The following is a 19,791-nucleotide window of genomic DNA, read 5'->3' as shown; positions in this document are numbered from 1 at the left end:
CATGCCCGATCTGCCTAATAATCCCATCAGCGCCACGGTCGACTTCACCCGCGAGGGTGTGCAGCACGGCTTTCTCAAGCTGCCGTATTCGCGGGACGATTCGGCCTGGGGCGCGGTGATGATTCCCATCACCGTGATCCAGCGCGGCAGTGGTCCGACGGCACTGCTCAGCGGTGGCAACCACGGCGATGAATACGAAGGCCCGGTGGCCCTGAGCAAACTGGCACAGCAACTGACGGCTGAAGAGGTGAGCGGGCGGGTGATCATCGTGCCGTTCATGAACACCCCGGCCTTCCACGCCGGACGCCGGACTTCGCCCATCGACAAGGGCAACCTGAACCGCAGTTTTCCCGGCAGGCCGGACGGCACCGTCACCGAGAAAATCGCCGACTATTTCAATCGCACGCTGCTGCCCTTGGCCGACATTGTCCTGGACATTCATTCCGGCGGGCGGACCCTGGATTTCCTGCCGTTTGCCGCCTGCCACGTCTTGCCGGACAAACCGCAGCAAGCGCGCTGCGAGGCCGGGATGCTGGCGTTCAACGCGCCGTATTGCATGCGCATGCTGGAGCTGGACGCCGGGGCGATGTACGACACGGCGGCCGAGTCCCAAGGCAAGGTGTTCGTCACCACCGAGCTGGGCGGCGGCGGTTCGTCGACCGCCCGTAGCGTGGCGATTGCCGAGCGTGGGGTGCGCAACCTGTTGATCCATGCCGGCATCCTGCGGGGCACGATCGAGTTGCAGCCCTCGCTGGTGCTCGACATGCCGGACGCCAGTTGTTTCATCGCCAGCGAACACGACGGCTTGCTGGAAATGTGCCGCGACCTGGGGGAACACGTGACACGGGGCGAGGTGGTGGCGCGCATCTACGACGCCACCCGCAGCGGCGTCGCCCCGGTCGAATACCGCGCCGCCCGCAGCGGCCTGCTGGCGGCCCGGCACTTTCCCGGGTTGGTGCAGTGTGGCGATACCTTGGCGGTGATTGCGGATGTGTTGGCGTGATACACCTCAACTGACACACCACCCTGTGGCGAGGGAGCTTGCTCCCGCTCGGCCCTGTAGGAGCTGGCGAAGCCTGCGATCTTTTGATCTTTCGCTTGAGACTCAAGCGTCAGGGGAAAGATCGCAGCCTCGTTGCACTCGACAGCTCCTACACAGCTCCTACAGGCCCAGCGGGAGCAAGCTCCCTCGCCACGGTAATCGGTGTGATGTCTGAATTGTCTGGAGAGTCCACGGCCCATGCACAAGCTCGATCGCTACGACCTCAAGATCCTGCAAATCCTCGCCGAGGACGGGCGGATTACCAAGTCGAGCCTGGCCGAGTCCATCAACCTGTCGGTGACGCCGGCCTGGGAGCGGGTGCGCAAGCTCGAAGCGGCGGGCCTGATCATCGGCTACCGGGCGCAGATCGATTGGGGCGCGGTGTTCAAGCGTCAGCAGGTGCTGGTGGAAATCACCCTGGCCCGCCACACCGCCCAGGACATGCGCCGTTTCGAGCAACACATGATCGCCGCGCCAGAAGTGGCGTTCTGTTACGCCACGGGCGGCGGTGTGGATTACCTGGCGATGATCCAGGCGCCGGACGTCGATGCCTACCAGCGTTTCGTCGACCAACTGTTGCTCGAAGACCTCGGCATCGAACGCTACTTCACCTACATCGTCACCAAGATCATCAAGACCGCTGGTGCCTTGCCGGCGGAGTTGGCCGAGCCGTCCTGAGCACCGCAGAAAACCCGGTTTGCCGCCCTCGATTCAGAAAAAAACCAGGGTTTGACCCACGGTAAACCTCCAATTCCCCAAGCGCCGCTGCCCTAGCATGGATTCACGCACACGCTCTGGAGTGAACGTCATGCCTTACCAACATCCGCTGCTGTTCAAAGCGCTTTGCTACATCGACGGCCATTGGGTCCACAGCGACAGCGGCCACAGTGTGGCTGTCCACAACCCGGCCACCCGCACCGTCATTGGCCATGTGCCGATGCTCGATCAGCCGCAGATCGTCGCGGCGGTGGACGCTGCGCATCGCGCCTTCCCAACGTGGCGCGAGCAGAGCCTGGAGACTCGCGGCGCGATCCTGCGGCGCTGGGCGGCACTGATCGTCGAACACCGCGAAGACCTCGCGCACATTCTCAGCCTGGAGCAGGGCAAGCCATTGGCCGAGTCCCGTGGCGAAATCGCCTACGCTGCCAGCTTCATTCCGTGGTTCGCCGAGCAAGCCCGGCGCCTGTACGGTCAGAACATTCCGAGCCATATCCCGAATGCGCATCTGGGGACGGTCAAGGAGCCGGTAGGCGTCTGCGCGCTACTCACACCGTGGAATTTTCCGTCGGCGATGATCACCCGCAAGGCCGCCGCTGCCCTGGCTGCCGGCTGCACCGTGGTGATCAAACCGGCCCACGAAACGCCTTACTCGGCCTTGGCCCTGGCGCAGCTGGCCGAGGAGGCAGGCTTTCCTGCCGGGGTGTTCAACGTGGTATTGGGCGAGCCGCAAATGGCCATGGAAACCCTGGTCAAGGATCGTCGCGTACGTTCGGTGAGCTTCACCGGCTCGACCCGGGTCGGCAAGTTGGTGCTGCAAGCGGCGGCCCATGACGTGAAGAAAGTCGCGCTGGAATTGGGCGGCAACGCGCCGTTCATTGTCTGCGCCGATGCCGACCTCGCCTTGGCGGTGAAAGTCGCCGTGGAGGCGAAGTTCCAGACCTCGGGCCAGGACTGCTGTGCGGCTAACCGAATCATGGTGCAGCGCCCGGTGTACCAGGCGTTCCTCAGTCGTTTCGCCGCCGCGGTGCGCGCCTTGCGCGTCGGGCCGGCGATGGTTGATCAACAGGAGCAGGACGTGGACGTCGGGCCGTTGATGCATCAGGCGGCATTCGATGCGACCGCTGACCGTGTCGCCGATGCGCTGGCCCTTGGCGCTCAACGCCTGGTGGGCGGTGAGGCCCATGCCTTGGGCGGGTTGTTTTATCAGCCCACGGTGCTGGCCGACGTCACGCCGCCAATGCGCATCTACCGTGAAGAAAACTTCGCGCCGATTGCCGGGGTGATGCCGTTCGACACCCTGGACGAAGCCATCGAAATGGCCAACGACACCGAGTATGGGCTGGCGGCCTATATTTGTTCCAATCGCCTGGACCTCATTTATCCGCTGATCCGCCGTCTCGACCACGCCATGGTCGCGGTCAACGGCGTCAAGTTCACCGGCCACCCGATCCCCTTCGGTGGCATGAAAGCCTCGGGCCTCGGTCGCGAGGGGGGCAGCGAGGGCTTCGAGCCCTTTGTCGAAACCAAATATTTTTGCCTGCACCATCAAGGCCAGTTCCCAGGAGAGCCCGCATGAGCCAAGAACTCAACACGCTGTTCGAACAAGACCGTGCGCATTTCATGCACCCCTCTACCCACGCCCACGACCACGCCAGCGGCGCGCTCAAGGGCCGGATCATCAAGAGTGCGTCAGGCATTCGCATTCGCGACCATGAAGGCCGTGAGTTCATCGATGCCTTTGCCGGCCTCTACTGCGTGAACATCGGTTACGGCCGCACCGAGGTGGCCGACGCCATCTATAAACAGGCCAAGGAACTGGCCTACTACCACACCTACGTCGGCCATTCGAGCGAGGCGATCATCGAGCTGTCCAGTCGCATCATGGACTGGGCGCCGGAAGGGATGAAGAAGGTCTATTACGGTTTGTCCGGCTCCGATGCCAACGAAACCCAGGTCAAGTTGGTGCGCTACTACAACAACGTACTGGGCCGGCCGCTGAAGAAGAAAATCATTTCACGGGACCGTGGTTATCATGGCTCGGGCATCATGACCGGCAGCCTGACGGGGCTGGCGACCTTCCACCAGCATTTCGACCTGCCGGTCGAAGGGGTCAAGCACACCGTGTGCCCGCACTGGTATCGCAAGGCGCCGACGGGCATGGACGAAGCAACCTTCGTGCGGTATTGCGCCGACGAGCTGGAAAAAATGATCCTCGCTGAAGGTCCGGACACCGTGGCGGCGTTCATTGGTGAACCGCTGATGGGCACCGGGGGCATCATCGTTCCCCCCGCCGGTTATTGGGATGCGATCCAGGCCGTGCTGAAAAAATACGACGTACTGCTGATTGCCGATGAAGTGGTCTGCGCGTTCGGCCGCCTGGGTTCGAAGATGGGCAGCCAGCGCTACGGCATGAAGCCGGACCTGATTACCACCGCCAAAGGCCTGACCAGTGCCTATGCACCCTTGTCGGCGGTGATCATCGGGGAAAAGGTCTGGAGCGTGATTGAAAAAGCCTCCCAGGCCGAAGGGGCCATGGGCCATGGCTGGACCTATTCCGGGCACCCGATTTGCGCGGCGGCGGCACTGGCGAACCTCGACATTCTTGAACGCGAAAACCTCACGGCCAACGCCGAGGATGTGGGTGGCTACCTGAATCGTCGCCTGCGTGAAACCCTTGAAGGTCATCCGTTGGTGGGCGAGGTGCGTGGTGACGGCATGCTGGCAGCGGTGGAGTTCATGGCCGACCGTGAACAGCGCACGGCATTCGACCCGGCGCTCAAAGTCGGCCCGAAGGTCTCGGCCGCCTGCCTGGAACGCGGCATGATCGCCCGCGCCATGCCCCACGGCGACATCCTGGGCTTCGCCCCGCCACTGATCCTGACCCGCGAGGATGCGGACCTGATCGTCGACATCACTAAAGGTGCTGTCGATCAGGTGGCGGGTGAAGTGTTGGCTTAGGCTGAGTAAAAATACTTCAGGACAAAAATACCCTGTGGTGAGGGAGCTTGCTCCCGCTGGGCTGCGAAGCGGCCCCAAAACCAGGCAACTCGGTGTGCCAGGAAAATCGAGTTCGCTGCTATAAGGGCTGCTGCGCAGCCCAGCGGGAGCAAGCTCCCTCGCCACAATGGATCAGACATTGAAGTGAGTGGAATTTGAGGCAATAAAAAAGCCCGCCCGATCATGTGATCGGGCGGGCTTTTAGGTGTTGCCTGGAGATTACTTCTTCAAACCGTAATGCTCATCGAGCATGCCGGGCGAATTCGGGGCCTTGGGGGCGTAGTCCCGGGGCGGTTCCTGATCCTTTGGCGGGGTCAGGCGTTCCCGTGGCGTCTGTGCCGAATCGGCTTGCAGGGCGGCCAACAGGCGTTGGCGAGTCTGCTCGTCCAGGGCCAGGCGATTGGCACCCTCGGACAAGTGATCCTGGACTTCCTGGTAGCTCTGGGTGAGTTTTTTCACCAGGGACGCGGTGCTGTTGAAGTGAGTGACCACTTCATTCTGATAACTGTCGAAACGTTCCTGGATGTCGTCCAGCTGACGTTGCGTGCTGTTGGGCACCGCGTTGGGCAGCAGTCGGGCAAGCAGGAATCCAATGGCGACACCGGCAACCAGGGCAAGAGTCGGCAACAACCAAACTAAGAGCGAGTGTTCCACGAGTCCTTCCTCTATAAACGGCTTTGCTTTACGTTAACGGCTCGGACCTGCGCTGTATACCGCGAAGAACATCGCAATCATGCCAGGCACAGACTTTAGCTAGACGAGTCGACCCAATTCGAGGTCACGGAGTTCTTTCCCTTGCTTATGCGCGAAACCCCTGTAGTCATCGATGGCCCGGTGGGCCAACTGGAAGCCTTGTACCTGGACAGCGAGGCTCCCCGTGGCCTGGCGCTGATCTGCCACCCGAACCCGGTGCAGGGCGGGACCATGCTCAACAAAGTGGTCTCGACCCTGCAACGCACTGCCCGCGATGCTGGCCTGGTTACGTTGCGTTTCAATTATCGTGGCGTGGGTGCCAGTGCCGGCACTCATGACATGGGCACCGGCGAAGTGGACGACGCCCAGGCTGTCGCCCAATGGCTGCGGGAAAAATACCCGCAGTTGCCGCTGACCCTGTTCGGTTTTTCCTTTGGCGGCTTTGTCGCCGCCAGCCTGGGCGGGCGCCTGGAAGCCCAGGGTCAGCCGGTCAAGCACTTGTTCATGGTGGCCCCGGCGGTGATGCGCCTGGACGAGCAGTCGCCCTTGCCGATGAGCGGCCAGTTGACCGTGATCCAGCCGGAAACCGACGAAGTCGTCGATCCGCAGCTGGTTTACGAATGGTCTGACACGCTCCAACGTCCCCATGAGCTGCTGAAAGTGGCAGAATGCGGACACTTTTTTCATGGCAAGCTGACCGATCTCAAGGATCTGATCCTGCCGCGCCTCTCGAATTGACAGCAGTCTGACAAGCGATAACCCATGACGACGCGTACCCGTATCCTGACCGGCATCACCACCACCGGCACTCCGCACCTGGGCAACTATGCCGGCGCCATCCGTCCGGCGATCCTCGCCAGCCGCGACAGCAACGCCGATTCGTTCTACTTCCTGGCCGACTACCACGCCCTGATCAAGTGCGATGACCCGCTGCGTATCCAGCGTTCGCGCCTGGAAATCGCCGCTACATGGCTGGCCGGCGGCCTGGATGTGGACCGCGTGACGTTCTATCGCCAGTCCGATATTCCCGAGATCCCGGAGCTGACCTGGCTGCTGACCTGCGTCGCCGCCAAGGGCCTGCTCAACCGTGCCCACGCCTACAAGGCGTCGGTGGACAAGAACGTCGAGGCCGGCGAAGACCCGGACGCCGGCATCACCATGGGGCTGTACAGCTACCCGGTGTTGATGGCCGCTGACATCCTGATGTTCAACGCCCACAAGGTGCCGGTCGGTCGCGACCAGATCCAGCACGTGGAGATGGCCCGCGACATCGGCCAGCGCTTCAACCACCTGTTCGGCCAGGGCAAGGAGTTCTTCACCATGCCCGAGGCGCTGATCGAGGAAAGCGTCGCCACGCTGCCGGGCCTCGATGGCCGCAAGATGTCCAAGAGCTACGACAACACCATCCCGTTGTTCAGCAGCGCCAAGGACATGAAGGACGCAATCTCGCGGATCGTCACCGACTCCCGCGCCCCGGGCGAAGCCAAGGATCCGGACAATTCGCATCTGTTCACCCTGTTCCAGGCCTTCGCCACTGCCGAACAGTCCGCCGAGTTCCGCAGCGAACTGCTGCACGGGCTGGGTTGGGGCGAAGCCAAGAACCGCCTGTTCCAGTTGCTCGACAGCGAGCTGGGTGAAACGCGCGAGCGTTATCACCAGTTCATCGAGCGTCCGGCGGACCTTGAAGACATCCTGCAACTGGGCGCGAAAAAAGCCCGGGCCGTGGCAACGCCGTTCCTCAACGAACTGCGCGAGGCCGTTGGCTTGCGTTCGTTTGTCAGCCAGGTCCAGGTGGCCGCCAGCACCAAGAAGAAAGCCGCCAAGGCAGCACGCTTCGTCAGTTTCCGCGAAGACGACGGCAGTTTCCGTTTCCGCCTGCTGTCCGCCGACGGCGAGCAGCTGTTGCTGTCGAACAATTTTGCCGACGGCAAGACCGCCGGGCAGGTGACAAAGCAATTGCAGTCCGGCCAGCCCTTGGACGTACGCAGCGACGACCTGGGTTTCAGTGTCTGGCTCGACGGCGAGTGCGTGGCGAATAGCCCGGCCTTTGCTGACAGCGCCGCGCGGGATGCCGCCGTCGATGCGCTGCGCGTTGCCTTGACGCCTGCCCAGGACTGATCCCGGCACGTCACCCGACCATCGGCCCGAATAAGGGCCGATTGCCATTCCTCTGGGCCGTCGCTACAGTGACGGCCCGTTTTTGTTGCCTTGCTAACGAATATGACGCCCCTAGAACGATATCAAGCTGATCTGAAACGCCCGGAGTTCTTCCACGACGCAGCCCAGGAAACGGCGGTGCGGCATTTGCAGCGCCTGTACGACGACCTGGTCGCGGCAGCGAACAACAAGCCCGGCCTGTTGGGCAAACTGTTCGGCAAAAAAGACCAGGCTCCGGTCAAGGGCCTGTATTTCTGGGGTGGCGTGGGCCGTGGCAAGACCTACCTGGTGGACACCTTCTTCGAAGCGTTGCCGTTCAAGGAGAAGACACGAACGCACTTTCACCGCTTCATGAAGCGCGTGCACGAGGAAATGAAGACCCTGGGCGGCGAGAAGAACCCGCTGACCATCATCGCCAAGCGTTTTTCCGACGAGACCCGGGTGATCTGCTTCGATGAGTTCTTCGTTTCCGACATCACCGACGCCATGATCCTCGGCACCTTGATGGAAGAGCTGTTCAAGAACGGCGTGACCCTGGTCGCCACCTCGAACATCGTGCCGGACGGCCTGTACAAGGACGGCCTGCAGCGGGCACGTTTCCTGCCAGCCATTGCGCTGATCAAGGAGCACACTGAAATCGTCAACGTCGACAGCGGCGTCGACTACCGCCTGCGTCACCTCGAACAAGCGGAGCTGTTCCATTTTCCGTTGGATGCCGCTGCCCAGGAGAGCCTGCGCAAGAGCTTCCGCGCCCTGACGCCGGAATGCACCCAGGCCGTGGAAAATGATGTGTTGGTCATCGAAAATCGCGAAATCCGCGCCGTGCGTACGTGCGATGACGTGGCCTGGTTCGACTTCCGCGAACTGTGCGACGGCCCCCGCAGCCAGAACGACTACATCGAACTGGGCAAGATCTTCCACGCCGTGCTGCTGAGCAATGTCGAGCAGATGAGCGTCACCACCGACGACATCGCCCGTCGCTTCATCAACATGGTCGACGAGTTCTACGACCGTAACGTGAAGCTGATCATTTCGGCCGAAGTCGAACTCAAGGACCTCTACACCGGCGGTCGCTTGACCTTCGAATTCCAGCGGACCTTGAGTCGCTTGCTGGAGATGCAATCCCACGAATTCCTGGCGCGGGCGCATAAGCCGTAGGGATATTCGCAACACCAAAAAAGGCCTGCGATTGCGGGCCTTTTTTGTATGTGCAGATTCCCCACCCGACCCTGTGGGAGCGAGCTTGCTCGCGATGGCGTCGTGTCACTCAACATCAGTGCTGCTGAGCCACCGCCATCGCGAGCAAGCTCGCTCCCACATTGGATTTGTATTCAGCCTAGGGCTACGCCGCCTGCTGAAACTGCTGCCGATACTGGTTCGGCGACAGGTCGGTATGTTGCCGGAACAGCCGGGCGAAAAAGCTCGCGTCGTCGTAGCCGACTTCATAGCTGATGGTCTTGATGCTCTTGCGGCTGCCGGAGAGCAGGCCCTTGGCGGTTTCGATCCGCAGCCGTTGCAGGTAATGCAGCGGTTTGTCGCCCGTGGCGGTCTGGAAGCGGCGCATGAAATTGCGGATGCTCATGCCATGTTCCCGGGCAACGTCCTCGAAGCGGAATTTATCGGCGAAGTGCTCTTCGAGCCATTGCTGGATCTGCAGGATGATCACGTCCTGGTGCAGTTTCTGCCCGCCGAAGCCGATCCGCCCTGGTGAATAGCTGCGTTGCACCTCATACAAGATGTCCCGCGCCACGGCCTGGGCGACGTTGGCGCCACAGAAGCGTTCAATGAGGTAAATGTAGAGGTCGCAGGCTGAGGTCGTGCCGCCGGCGCAGAACAGGTTGTCGGCGTCGGTCAGGTGCTTGTCCTGGTTCAGGTATACCTGGGGGAAACGTTCCTTGAAGGCATTGAAGAAACGCCAGTAGGTGGTGGCTTCCTTGCCGTCGAGCAGCCCGGCCTCAGCCAGCCAGAACACCCCGGTGGCTTCGCCGCAGAGTACCGCGCCGCGCGCGTGTTGTTCGCGCAGCCAAGGCAGGACCTGGGGATAACGTTGGCAGAGGGTGGCGAAATCATCCCAGAAGGCCGGCAGGATGATGATATCGGTGTTTTCCAGGCCACCATCCACCGGCATGATCACATCGCTGAAGCTGTTCACCGGTTTGCCATCGGGGCTGACCAGCCGGGTTTCAAAGGCCGGCGTCAGGCCGTGGCCCAGTTGCTTGCCATAGCGCAGGCTGGCCAGGTGGAAAAAATCCTTGGCTTGCATGAGGGTGGAGGCGAAGACCCGGTCGATTGCCAGGATGCTGACGCGCCGCAAGGGCGTGGAGGCGTGCATAGACATAATTCATCTTTATTTTTATAGGGGAAAGTGGTCATCAGACGGCTGGATCGTCTTATTTTTTGTCGGATGTGTCCAGTGTCCTGTCGTACCCCGCAGGCTTAGGCTCTGTCGGATAACCACACCCGACAATAACCAAAGGTGCGCCATGATCCCAAGAACACTGTTCAGTCCCGAGCACGAATTGTTTCGCGACAGCGTACGAACCTTCCTTGAAAAAGAAGCGGTGCCGTACCACAGCCAGTGGGAAAAACAGGGACATGTCGATCGCCAGCTCTGGAACAAGGCAGGGGAGGCGGGCATGTTGTGCTCGCACCTCCCGGAAGCCTATGGGGGGCTGGACGCAGATTTTCTCTACAGTACGGTGGTGATCGAGGAGATCGGCCGCCTGGGGCTGACGGGGATCGGGTTTTCGTTGCATTCCGACATCGTCGCACCGTACATCCTGCATTACGGCAGCGAAGCGCTGAAACACAAGTACCTGCCGAAGCTGGTGTCTGGCGAAATGGTTACGGCCATCGCCATGACCGAGCCGGGCGCCGGTTCCGACCTGCAAGGGGTGAAGACCACGGCGGTGCTGGACGGTGATGAATATGTCATCAATGGCTCGAAGACCTTCATCACCAACGGCTTCCTGGCAGACCTGGTGATCGTGGTCGCCAAGACCGATCCGAAGGCCGGCGCCAAGGGCACCAGCCTGTTCCTGGTGGAGGCGGGTACACCGGGCTTTGAAAAGGGCAAGCGCCTGGAAAAAGTCGGCATGAAGGCCCAGGACACATCGGAATTGTTCTTCCAGGATGTCCGTGTGCCAAAGGAGAACCTGCTCGGGCAGGCCGGCATGGGCTTCGCCTACTTGATGCAGGAGCTACCCCAGGAGCGCCTGACCGTCGCCATAGGCGGCCTGGCGTCGGCCGAAGCGGCGCTGCAATGGACCCTGGACTACACCCGCGAGCGCAAGGCGTTCGGCAAATCCATCGCGGACTTCCAGAACACCCGTTTCAAGCTCGCGGAAATGGCCACCGAAATCCAGATCGGCCGGGTCTTCGTCGACCGCTGCCTGGAATTGCACCTGCAAGGGAAGCTGGACGTGCCGACGGCGGCGATGGCCAAGTACTGGGGCACCGACCTGCAATGCAAGGTGCTCGACGAATGCGTGCAGTTGCATGGCGGCTACGGCTTCATGTGGGAATACCCGATTGCCCGGGCGTGGGCGGATGCGCGGGTGCAGCGGATCTATGCCGGGACCAATGAGATCATGAAGGAGATCATTGCGCGGTCGCTTTGATGCAGTGGTGAGCTTGGGTCCGCTATCGCGAGCAAGCTCGCTCCCACATGGATTCGTGTTTGATCGCTATTTTGTGATCAGCATCGAACCCCTGTGGGAGCGAGCTTGCTCGCGATGGGGGCTATGAATCAATCAAGGCGCCGGGTTCGGCTGATCCTTGTGAATCGCCTCGATCCCCGCCAGCACTTCATCCGACAGTTTCAGGTCGAGGCTGGCGATGTTGCTGTCCAGTTGCTCCAGCGTGGTGGCGCCAATGATGTTGCTGGTCACGAACGGCTGCCGGGTGACGAACGCCAGGGCCATCTGCGCCGGGTCCAGGCCATGTTCGCGGGCCAGGGCGACATAACGGCTGCACGCCGCTTCCGATTGCGGGTTGAAGTAACGCATGAAGCGGCTGTACAGCGTCAGGCGGCCCTTGGCTGGGCGTGCGCCGTTTTCGTATTTGCCCGACAGAAAGCCGAACGCCAGTGGCGAGTAAGCCAGCAGGCCGCATTGCTCGCGAATGGCGATTTCCGACAGGCCGATCTCGAAGCTGCGGTTGAGCAGGTTGTACGGGTTCTGGATCGACACCGCCCGCGGCCAGCCACGGGCCTCGGCCAGGGCAAGGAACTTCATGGTGCCCCACGGCGTTTCGTTGGACAGGCCGATGTGGCGGATCTTGCCGGCGCGAACCTGTTCGTCCAGGGCTTCGAGGGTTTCCTCCAGCGGGGTGAACGTTTCGTCGGCCTTGTGCTGGTAGCCCAGTTGACCAAAGAAGTTGGTGCTGCGCTCGGGCCAATGCAGCTGGTAGAGATCGATCCAGTCGGTCTGCAGGCGCTTGAGGCTGGCGTCCACGGCTTCGACGATGTGGCGGCGGTTGTGCTTGAGGTTCTTGTCGCGGATGTAGTCGATGGTGTTGCCGGGGCCGGCGATCTTGCTCGCCAGGATCCAGTCGGCACGATCGCCGCGACTCTTGAAGTAATTGCCGATGTAACGCTCGGTGGTGGCGTAGGTTTCGGCCTTGGGTGGCACCGGGTACATCTCGGCGGTGTCGATGAAATTGATGCCGGCAGCCTTGGCGCGTTCGATCTGGGCGAAGGCCTCGGCCTCGCTGTTCTGCTCACCCCAGGTCATGGTTCCGAGGCACAGGGCACTCACGTTCAGGTCGGTACGGCCTAGCGGGCGATAGTCCATCGGGTACTCCTTGGGCAAAACAATCATAAAAGCAGGTTGAAATATTTTTCGCAATCTGCATAATTGCGCACCTCTTTCTGCAGTGGAAGTGATGCGCCGCCGCCGAAGAATCTTGCCGTTGAACGGACGCGCCGACCCGAGCCCCCGAAAGCGTCTGTATCCGGCTGCCTTTGACTTGTCAAAGTACGCACTATTCAGTAAGATCCGCCGTCTAATTTACAGGGCGGCCCCTGAGGCTATAAAGAATGAAAACTTTTACTGCTAAACCGGAAACAGTAAAGCGCGACTGGTTTGTCGTCGACGCTGCTGGTCAGACCCTGGGTCGTCTGGCCACCGAAATCGCGAGCCGTCTGCGTGGCAAGCACAAGCCTGAGTACACCCCTCACGTTGACACCGGTGACTACATCGTCGTGATCAACGCTGAGCAAGTACGTGTTACTGGCGCTAAAACCACTGACAAAATGTACTACTCCCACTCCGGTTTTCCTGGCGGCATCAAGTCGATCAACTTCGAAAAGCTGATCGCCAAAGCCCCTGAGCGCGTGCTCGAGACCGCGGTTAAAGGCATGCTGCCTAAAAACCCACTGGGTCGCGACATGTATCGTAAGCTGAAGGTTTATGCGGGCGCTGCTCACCCTCATACTGCTCAGCAGCCCCAAGAACTGAAGTTTTAACGGAATAGTTCATTATGTCGGCGACTCAAAATTACGGCACTGGCCGTCGCAAGACTGCAACCGCACGCGTTTTCCTGCGTCCGGGCACTGGTAACATCTCCATCAACAACCGCTCCCTGGATAACTTCTTCGGCCGCGAAACTGCCCGCATGGTAGTTCGTCAGCCGCTGGAACTGACCGAGACCGTCGAAAAATTCGACATCTACGTCACCGTTATCGGTGGTGGTGTAAGTGGTCAAGCTGGCGCAATCCGCCACGGTATCACTCGCGCCCTGATGGATTACGACGAGACTCTGCGTGGTGCTCTGCGCAAAGCCGGCTTCGTAACTCGCGATGCTCGCGAAGTTGAACGTAAGAAAGTCGGTCTGCGTAAAGCGCGTAAGCGTCCGCAGTACTCGAAGCGTTAATTTCGCTTCCGCTTTCAAAAGGCGCCCAGTTCCTCACGGAGCTGGGCGTTTTTTTATGGGCAAAAGAATTGCTCTGTGACAACTTGCCACATTCGTAGAGCCCCTATACTACAAGGCTTGGCGGTTTGGCCGCTTGGTAATTACCTTGTCAGAATTGGGGCTTTTCATTACCATTCGGCAAAATTTTTATAAGTTCAGATTTTTACTTAGTAGACGCCTGATCTAACAGGCCACAAAGCTGATGGGAGAGGACTGAATGAGCAATGACGGCGTGAATGCAGGCCGGCGTCGCTTCCTGGTAGCAGCCACATCCGTGGTGGGTGCTGCAGGAGCGGTGGGGGCTGCGGTCCCGTTCGTGGGGTCATGGTTTCCCAGTGCCAAGGCGAAAGCCGCAGGTGCACCGGTGAAAGTGAATGTCAGCAAGATCGAGCCAGGCCAGCAGATGATTGCTGAGTGGCGCGGCCAGCCGGTGTTCATCGTCCGCCGTACAGAGGAAATCCTGGGGAATCTGAAAAAGATCGAGGGTCAGTTGTCCGACCCGTCCTCCAAGAACTCGGTCCAACCGGAATACGTCAATCCTGAAACGCGTTCGATCAAGCCAGAGGTTTTGCTGCTGATCGGGATCTGTACGCACCTGGGTTGCTCGCCAACGTTCCGTCCTGAAGTGGCCCCTGCCGATCTGGGCAAGGACTGGGTCGGTGGTTATTTCTGCCCTTGCCACGGCTCCCACTACGACCTGGCTGGTCGCGTCTACAAGTCGCAGCCTGCACCTCTGAACCTGCCAGTTCCCCCGCATTCCTATGAGACCGACGACATCATTGTCATCGGCGTCGATACGGAGAAAGCGTGATGAGCAAATTCATGGATTGGGTTGATGCGCGCTTTCCCGCGACCAAAATGTGGGAAGACCATCTCAGCAAGTATTACGCTCCGAAGAACTTCAACTTCTTCTATTTCTTTGGCTCCCTGGCGCTGCTCGTTCTGGTCAACCAGATCGTTACCGGCGTCTGGCTGACCATGAGCTACACCCCGTCGGCGGAAGAAGCGTTTGCTTCCGTCGAATACATCATGCGCGACGTCGAGTACGGCTCGATCCTGCGTCTGCTGCACTCCACCGGCGCTTCGGCGTTCTTCATCGTGGTCTACCTGCACATGTTCCGTGGCCTGCTCTACGGTTCGTACCAGAAGCCTCGTGAGCTGGTGTGGGTCTTCGGCATGCTGATCTACCTGGCGCTGATGGCCGAGGCCTTCATGGGCTACCTGCTGCCGTGGGGCCAGATGTCCTACTGGGGTGCCCAGGTGATCATCTCGCTGTTCGGTGCGATCCCGGTCATCGGTGACGACCTGACCCAGTGGATTCGTGGTGACTACCTGATCTCGGGCATTACCCTGAACCGCTTCTTCGCCCTGCACGTGGTCGCCCTGCCGATCGTGATCCTCGGCCTGGTGGTGTTGCACATCCTGGCCTTGCACGAAGTCGGCTCGAACAACCCGGATGGCGTGGACATCAAGAAGCACAAGGACGAGAACGGCGTACCGCTGGATGGCATCGCCTTCCACCCGTACTACACCGTGAAAGATATCGTCGGCGTGGTGGTCTTCCTGTTCATCTTCTGCTCCATCGTGTTCTTCTTCCCGGAAATGGGTGGTTACTTCCTAGAGAAGCCGAACTTCGAGCAGGCGAACGCGTTCAAGACCCCTGAGCACATTGCTCCGGTCTGGTACTTCACACCGTTCTACGCGATTTTGCGGGCGATCCCGGACAAGCTGATGGGCGTTATCGCCATGGGCGCGGCCATCGCAGTGCTGTTCGTCCTGCCGTGGCTGGACCGCAGCCCCGTCAAGTCGATGCGCTACAAAGGCTGGCTGAGCAAGATCTGGCTCGTGGTGTTCTGCATCTCGTTCGTGATCCTGGGCGTGCTGGGCGTACTGGCCCCGACACCGGAGCGTACGTTGCTGTCGCAGGTTTGCACCTTCCTGTACTTTGCCTACTTCATTCTGATGCCGTTCTACACCAGGCTCGAGAAGACCAAACCGGTTCCGGAAAGGGTGACTGGCTGATGAAAAAGCTATTTGCTGTACTGATTCTTGCTGCTATGCCTGTACTGTCCTTCGCGGCTGAACACGGTGGTCCGGAGCTGGAAAAAGTCGACATCGACGTTTCCGACAAAGCTGCCATGCAGGACGGCGCACGTACGTTTGCGAACTACTGCATGGGTTGCCACAGTGCCAAGTTCCAGCGCTACGAGCGTGTTGCCGATGACCTGGGCATTCCTCATGAAACGATGCTCGAGAAGCTGGTGTTCACCGGTGCCAAGCTGGGCGATCACATGACCGTCGGCATGCAACCTGCGGATGCCAAGACCTGGTTCGGCGCCGCGCCGCCGGATCTGACCCTGGTTGCTCGTGTGCGTGGGACTGACTGGCTTTATGGTTACCTGCGTTCGTTCTACGAAGATCCTGCACGTCCATGGGGCGTGAACAACAAGGTCTTCCCGAACGTCGGCATGCCTAACGTACTGGTCGGCCTCCAGGGGCGCCAGGTGGTAGGCTGCAAACAGATTCAGATCGTTGAGGGCGGCAAAAAGCAATTCGATCCGCTGACCGGCACCGCTTTGACTCATGAAGCCTGCGACCAGCTGACTGTATTGCCGAACACCGGCAGCCTGACGCCGGAGCAGTTCGACGAGAAGGTCAAGAACCTTGTGACCTTCCTGGCCTACTCGGCCAACCCGGTGAAGCTGGAGCATCAGCGCATCGGTACCTATGTATTGCTGTACCTGGCGTTCTTCTTCGTATTCGCTTACCTGCTCAAGCGTGAATACTGGAAAGACGTGCATTGATAAAGCTGTAAGCCGTTGCTGTTAATCGTGCGCGCCCAAGGGCGTCTCTAATGTAACGAGCCTGGCCAGCCAGGTGTTACGGGAGACGCCCTCTGGGCGCGCTCGTTTTTCCGTTTTTCGATAATTTCAACAAGCGAGGAGGATCGCCATGGGCGTGACCAATCGGTTGGCCTGTTACTCCGACCCCGCCGACCACTATTCCCACCGGGTACGCATCGTACTGGCAGAGAAGGGTGTCAGCGCCGAGATCATTTACGTCGAAGCGGGCCGTCAGCCGCCGAAGCTGATCGAGGTGAACCCTTACGGTAGCCTGCCCACACTGGTCGATCGTGACCTGGCGTTGTGGGAGTCGACCGTGGTGATGGAATATCTGGATGAGCGTTATCCGCATCCACCTTTACTGCCGGTGTACCCTGTCGCGCGTGCCAACAGCCGTTTGCTGATCCATCGCATCCAGCGTGACTGGTGCGGGTTGGTGGATCTGATCCTGGATTCTCGGACCAAGGAGCCGGCGCGGGTCGTGGCACGCAAGGAATTGCGTGAAAGCCTGACAGGCGTATCGCCACTGTTCGTCGATAAGCCGTTTTTCCTCAGTGAGGAACAAAGTCTGGTGGATTGCTGCCTATTGCCCATACTCTGGCGTTTGCCGATTCTGGGTATCGAACTGCCGCGGCCGGCCAAGCCGCTGCTTGATTATATGGAGCGCCAATTCGCGCGTGAGGCTTTCCAGGCGAGTCTGTCTGGCGTCGAACGTGACATGCGCTAAGGCTTAGGGAGCCGCTATGAACTCCAGTCGACCTTATCTGGTCCGCGCGCTCTACGAGTGGATTGTGGACAACGATTGCACCCCGCACATGCTGGTCAACGCCGAGTTTCCGTCGGTGCAGGTGCCGCAGGGTTTTGCCAATGACGGGCAAATTGTCTTGAACGTGTCGCCAGCCGCAGTGCGTCACCTGCACATGGATAACGACGCTGTCAGCTTCGAAGGGCGCTTCGGTGGCGTGCCGCACACTTTGTACGTGCCTATTGCTGCGATCCTGGGGATTTATGCTCGGGAGAATGGCCAGGGCATGGTGTTTGAGCTGGAAGCGCCGATTGATGGCGAAGAAGAGTTCGAGCCGGATGATGACTTGCCGCCACCGGATGACGAGCCGCCGCGTCCTAGCGGTCGGCCTAGTCTGAAAGTGGTGAAGTAGGTAGATCTGTGCCAGATACAGGCTGTTTGAAAGCTTGGTGACTTGGTTAAGAAAATGCCCGTGTCGTGAGATGTGGGCATTTTTTTTGTGTCATGGTTGGTGTGTATATCCGTTGCTGCGGTAACGGCCGCTTTGGGTTCCGCCCTGACGGCGGGTCACTTTCGAAAAGCGCGAAAGTAACCAAAGCGCTTTTGCCCCACCACTTGGTGCCTCGCCTAGGCTCGGCATGCCCTCACTCCGGCATTGCTCCGTGGGCCCGCCGCGAAGGGCCATCCATGGCCCAGCGCGGCTATCTCGGCATCCATGCCGGGATGCCCACTCCACAATGCCTGCGTTCGGCCAGCGTGGTTAACGGGGCGCCGAGATCAACGTCCACCGCGAGGCGGCCTAACAGCCGACCTGACTCTCCCGGTCGTACATCCGTTAGATCTGTGGGAGCAAAGCTTGCTCGCGATAGCGGTCTGTCAGGCAGCATTAATACTGACTGAACCACCGCCATCGCGAGCAGGCTCGCTCCCACATTTTCGATCTTCAGTGGGCACAAAACTTATGCCCAGCACCGCCCCTCTGTGGGAGCGAGCTTGCTCGCGAAGGGGCCAGCAGCCCCAGCATCCATGTGACTGAACCACCGCCATCGCGAGCAAGCTCGCTCCCACAGGAGAAACGCGATCACCCAGAACCAGGTCGGCTACCAGGCCGCCTCGCGGTGGCCGTTGATCTCGGGCGCCCCGTTAACCACGCTGGCTGAACGGAGGTGTTGTGGAGTGGGTAACCCGGCATGGATGCCGGGATAGCCGCGCTGGGCCATGGATGGCCCTTCGCGGCGGCCCACGGAGCAATGCCTTCGTTCAGGCATGCCGAGCCTAGGCGAGGCACCGAGTGGTGGGGCAGGAGCGTTTTGCTTACTTTTGCGCTTTTCGAAAGTGACCCGCTGTAAGAGCGGAACCCTAAGCCGCCGTTACCGCAGCAATGGATATACACGCCGAGCCCTCCAAAAAAAACGGCGCTTTCCATCTCGGAAGAAGCGCCGTTTTTCTTGAGCAGCTGAAGTTCAGTATCAGTCAATATACTCAAACAACTTGACGATTTTCTGCACCCCAGACACACCCTGCACCAGGTTGGTCGCCTGCGCAGCCTCTTTCTTGGTCAACAACCCCAGCAAATAGACGATGCCATTCTCAGTCACAACCTTGATACGCGAGCCGGGAATGCTGGCGTCGGTGAGCATCTGGGTCTTGATCTTGGTGGTCAGCCAGGCGTCGTTCTGGCGCGCCAGCAGCGAGGAGGGTTGCAGGACCTGCAGTTCGTTATGCACAGTCTTGACCCGTTGCACAGCGCTGGCTTCCTGTTCGGCCTTGGCCTTGAGGTCGGCGCGCGGGGTCTGGCCGGCCAGCAGTACGACGCCATTGAAGCTGGTGACGACGATGTGCGAGTTGTTGTCCAGATCCGGGTCGGCCTTGGCGATGTTCACGCCTACCTTGGTTTCAATCAGGGAGTCGTCGATCTTGCTGCCGAAGGTGCGGGTGCCGCGGTCATCTTCAATCGGCTTTTCCCGGCTGGCGTTAACCACCGATGTGCAGCCGCTGATGCCGAGGCACAGGGTCAGGGCCAGAAGGCCTAGGCGATTAGGGGTCATTCTTCACTCCCGAACAGTTGGCTGTCGATCAAGTCGCAAAGGCAGTGGATCGCCAGCAGGTGGACTTCCTGGATACGTGCGGTGACATTGGCCGGTACGCGGATCTCAACGTCTTCTGGCAATAGCAGGGACGCCATGCCGCCGCCGTCACGACCCGTCAATGCTACGACAATCATTTCGCGATCATGTGCGGCCTGGATCGCTTGAATAATATTGGCCGAGTTGCCGCTGGTGGAAATCGCCAGCAGTACATCGCCGGGTTGGCCCAGGGCGCGGATCTGTTTGGAGAATATTTCGTTGTAGCTGTAGTCGTTGGCGATCGAGGTGATCGTCGAGCTGTCGGTGGTCAGGGCGATCGCCGGCAGGCTCGGGCGTTCGCGCTCGAAGCGGTTGAGCAGCTCCGAGGAGAAGTGCTGGGCGTCGCCGGCCGAACCGCCATTGCCGCACGAAAGCATCTTGCCCTCGTTGAGCAGGGCGTTGACCATCACTTGGCTGGCTTGCTCGATGTGCGGTGCAAGTACGTCCATCGCCTGTTGCTTGGTGTCGATACTGGCCTGAAAAAGCTGGCGAATTCGCGATTGCATGTCCATCTGTGTGACCTTAAGTAGCGCGGCTTATCGGCACAAACATGTG

Annotated in this window: 21 protein-coding genes; 15 read left to right on the top strand and 6 right to left on the bottom strand. The window is 60.1% G+C overall.

The annotated features are described in order from the left end of the window. Position 1: 1 nt before the first annotated feature. From doeB to LOY50_RS23385, 4 genes are all read left to right on the top strand, one after another. Positions 2-1,003, top strand: coding sequence for a N(2)-acetyl-L-2,4-diaminobutanoate deacetylase DoeB (gene doeB / locus LOY50_RS23400; RefSeq protein ID WP_258689306.1), 1,002 nt, complete (start codon positions 2-4; stop codon positions 1,001-1,003). Positions 1,004-1,240: 237 nt separating this feature from the next. Continuing rightward, the gene (locus tag LOY50_RS23395) at positions 1,241-1,720 is read left to right on the top strand and encodes an Lrp/AsnC family transcriptional regulator (protein WP_258689305.1); all 480 of its coding nucleotides are present in this window, start codon (positions 1,241-1,243) and stop codon (positions 1,718-1,720) included. Positions 1,721-1,850: 130 nt separating this feature from the next. Continuing rightward, positions 1,851-3,338 (top strand): NAD-dependent succinate-semialdehyde dehydrogenase, encoded by a 1,488-nt coding sequence (locus LOY50_RS23390; RefSeq protein WP_253477927.1) that lies wholly within the window; start codon positions 1,851-1,853, stop codon positions 3,336-3,338. Continuing rightward, a complete protein-coding gene (locus LOY50_RS23385) occupies positions 3,335-4,720 on the top strand; it encodes an aspartate aminotransferase family protein (RefSeq protein WP_258689304.1) in 1,386 nt (461 codons plus the stop codon). Before LOY50_RS23390 ends, LOY50_RS23385 begins: the two co-directional genes overlap by 4 nt. A gap of 258 nt (positions 4,721-4,978) precedes the next feature. Here LOY50_RS23385 and LOY50_RS23380 read toward each other — a convergent pair whose 3' ends face one another. Beyond that, positions 4,979-5,413: a YhcB family protein gene (locus LOY50_RS23380; RefSeq protein WP_014340085.1), complete on the bottom strand. Its 435-nt coding sequence runs from the start codon at positions 5,411-5,413 to the stop codon at positions 4,979-4,981. 147 nt (positions 5,414-5,560) lie between these two features. On the opposite strand from LOY50_RS23380, the gene LOY50_RS23375 reads away from it, so the two are divergent. The 3 genes from LOY50_RS23375 (at position 5,561) to zapE (ending at position 8,767) form a co-directional block, all read left to right on the top strand. Then, positions 5,561-6,190 carry an alpha/beta hydrolase gene (locus tag LOY50_RS23375; protein WP_258691269.1) on the top strand — a complete coding sequence of 210 codons (630 nt, stop codon included), beginning with the start codon at positions 5,561-5,563 and terminating at the stop codon, positions 6,188-6,190. A 24-nt stretch (positions 6,191-6,214) separates the two neighbouring features. After that, on the top strand, positions 6,215-7,570 hold the full coding sequence (locus LOY50_RS23370) for a tryptophan--tRNA ligase (protein WP_258689303.1): 1,356 nt from the start codon (positions 6,215-6,217) through the stop codon (positions 7,568-7,570). A 102-nt stretch (positions 7,571-7,672) separates the two neighbouring features. Further along, the gene (zapE, locus tag LOY50_RS23365) at positions 7,673-8,767 is read left to right on the top strand and encodes a cell division protein ZapE (RefSeq protein WP_041476132.1); all 1,095 of its coding nucleotides are present in this window, start codon (positions 7,673-7,675) and stop codon (positions 8,765-8,767) included. Positions 8,768-8,951: 184 nt separating this feature from the next. On the opposite strand, the gene LOY50_RS23360 is transcribed toward zapE, so the two are convergent. Beyond that, positions 8,952-9,848: a GlxA family transcriptional regulator gene (locus tag LOY50_RS23360; RefSeq protein WP_253478666.1), complete on the bottom strand. Its 897-nt coding sequence runs from the start codon at positions 9,846-9,848 to the stop codon at positions 8,952-8,954. Positions 9,849-10,092: 244 nt separating this feature from the next. Here LOY50_RS23360 and LOY50_RS23355 point away from each other — a divergent pair, with 244 nt between their 5' ends. Next, positions 10,093-11,229 (top strand): acyl-CoA dehydrogenase family protein, encoded by a 1,137-nt coding sequence (locus tag LOY50_RS23355; RefSeq protein ID WP_003205367.1) that lies wholly within the window; start codon positions 10,093-10,095, stop codon positions 11,227-11,229. 132 nt (positions 11,230-11,361) lie between these two features. Here the strand turns inward: LOY50_RS23355 and LOY50_RS23350 are convergent, their stop codons facing one another. Beyond that, positions 11,362-12,402 carry an NADP(H)-dependent aldo-keto reductase gene (locus LOY50_RS23350; protein ID WP_253477916.1) on the bottom strand — a complete coding sequence of 347 codons (1,041 nt, stop codon included), beginning with the start codon at positions 12,400-12,402 and terminating at the stop codon, positions 11,362-11,364. Positions 12,403-12,647: 245 nt separating this feature from the next. On the opposite strand from LOY50_RS23350, the gene rplM reads away from it, so the two are divergent. From rplM to LOY50_RS23315, 7 genes are all read left to right on the top strand, one after another. Further along, the gene (rplM, locus tag LOY50_RS23345; RefSeq protein WP_003178186.1) at positions 12,648-13,076 is read left to right on the top strand and encodes a 50S ribosomal protein L13; all 429 of its coding nucleotides are present in this window, start codon (positions 12,648-12,650) and stop codon (positions 13,074-13,076) included. Positions 13,077-13,090: 14 nt separating this feature from the next. Next, positions 13,091-13,483, top strand: a complete 393-nt coding sequence (gene rpsI / locus LOY50_RS23340; protein ID WP_003205364.1) for a 30S ribosomal protein S9 — start codon at positions 13,091-13,093, stop codon at positions 13,481-13,483. Positions 13,484-13,739: 256 nt separating this feature from the next. Next, entirely contained in the window at positions 13,740-14,333 is a 594-nt protein-coding gene (gene petA, locus LOY50_RS23335; RefSeq protein WP_003205363.1) for a ubiquinol-cytochrome c reductase iron-sulfur subunit, read from the top strand. Continuing rightward, positions 14,333-15,544 carry a cytochrome bc complex cytochrome b subunit gene (locus tag LOY50_RS23330; protein WP_003205362.1) on the top strand — a complete coding sequence of 404 codons (1,212 nt, stop codon included), beginning with the start codon at positions 14,333-14,335 and terminating at the stop codon, positions 15,542-15,544. The genes petA and LOY50_RS23330 overlap by 1 nt, the downstream gene beginning before the upstream one ends. Further along, entirely contained in the window at positions 15,544-16,326 is a 783-nt protein-coding gene (locus tag LOY50_RS23325; RefSeq protein WP_253477913.1) for a cytochrome c1, read from the top strand. The genes LOY50_RS23330 and LOY50_RS23325 overlap by 1 nt, the downstream gene beginning before the upstream one ends. Positions 16,327-16,474: 148 nt before the next feature. Continuing rightward, positions 16,475-17,092 (top strand): glutathione S-transferase N-terminal domain-containing protein, encoded by a 618-nt coding sequence (locus LOY50_RS23320; RefSeq protein WP_003178195.1) that lies wholly within the window; start codon positions 16,475-16,477, stop codon positions 17,090-17,092. Between the two features lie 16 nt (positions 17,093-17,108). Continuing rightward, the gene (locus LOY50_RS23315; protein ID WP_018604290.1) at positions 17,109-17,522 is read left to right on the top strand and encodes a ClpXP protease specificity-enhancing factor; all 414 of its coding nucleotides are present in this window, start codon (positions 17,109-17,111) and stop codon (positions 17,520-17,522) included. A 688-nt stretch (positions 17,523-18,210) separates the two neighbouring features. Here the strand turns inward: LOY50_RS23315 and LOY50_RS23310 are convergent. The 3 genes from LOY50_RS23310 to LOY50_RS23300 all read right to left on the bottom strand — a co-directional run bounded on the left by LOY50_RS23310 (position 18,211) and on the right by LOY50_RS23300 (position 19,748). Then, the gene (locus LOY50_RS23310) at positions 18,211-18,378 is read right to left on the bottom strand and encodes a nucleoid-structuring protein H-NS (RefSeq protein ID WP_258691287.1); all 168 of its coding nucleotides are present in this window, start codon (positions 18,376-18,378) and stop codon (positions 18,211-18,213) included. Between the two features lie 201 nt (positions 18,379-18,579). Beyond that, positions 18,580-19,158 carry a BON domain-containing protein gene (locus tag LOY50_RS23305; RefSeq protein WP_003178201.1) on the bottom strand — a complete coding sequence of 193 codons (579 nt, stop codon included), beginning with the start codon at positions 19,156-19,158 and terminating at the stop codon, positions 18,580-18,582. Then, the gene (locus tag LOY50_RS23300; protein WP_007904374.1) at positions 19,155-19,748 is read right to left on the bottom strand and encodes a phosphoheptose isomerase; all 594 of its coding nucleotides are present in this window, start codon (positions 19,746-19,748) and stop codon (positions 19,155-19,157) included. The genes LOY50_RS23305 and LOY50_RS23300 overlap by 4 nt, the downstream gene beginning before the upstream one ends. Positions 19,749-19,791: the final 43 nt, after the last annotated feature.

It is taken from the genome of Pseudomonas sp. B21-010 (genome assembly GCF_024749325.1).
Classification (GTDB): domain Bacteria; phylum Pseudomonadota; class Gammaproteobacteria; order Pseudomonadales; family Pseudomonadaceae; genus Aquipseudomonas; species Aquipseudomonas kilonensis.
This window is presented reverse-complemented; position numbering and strand designations above follow the sequence as displayed.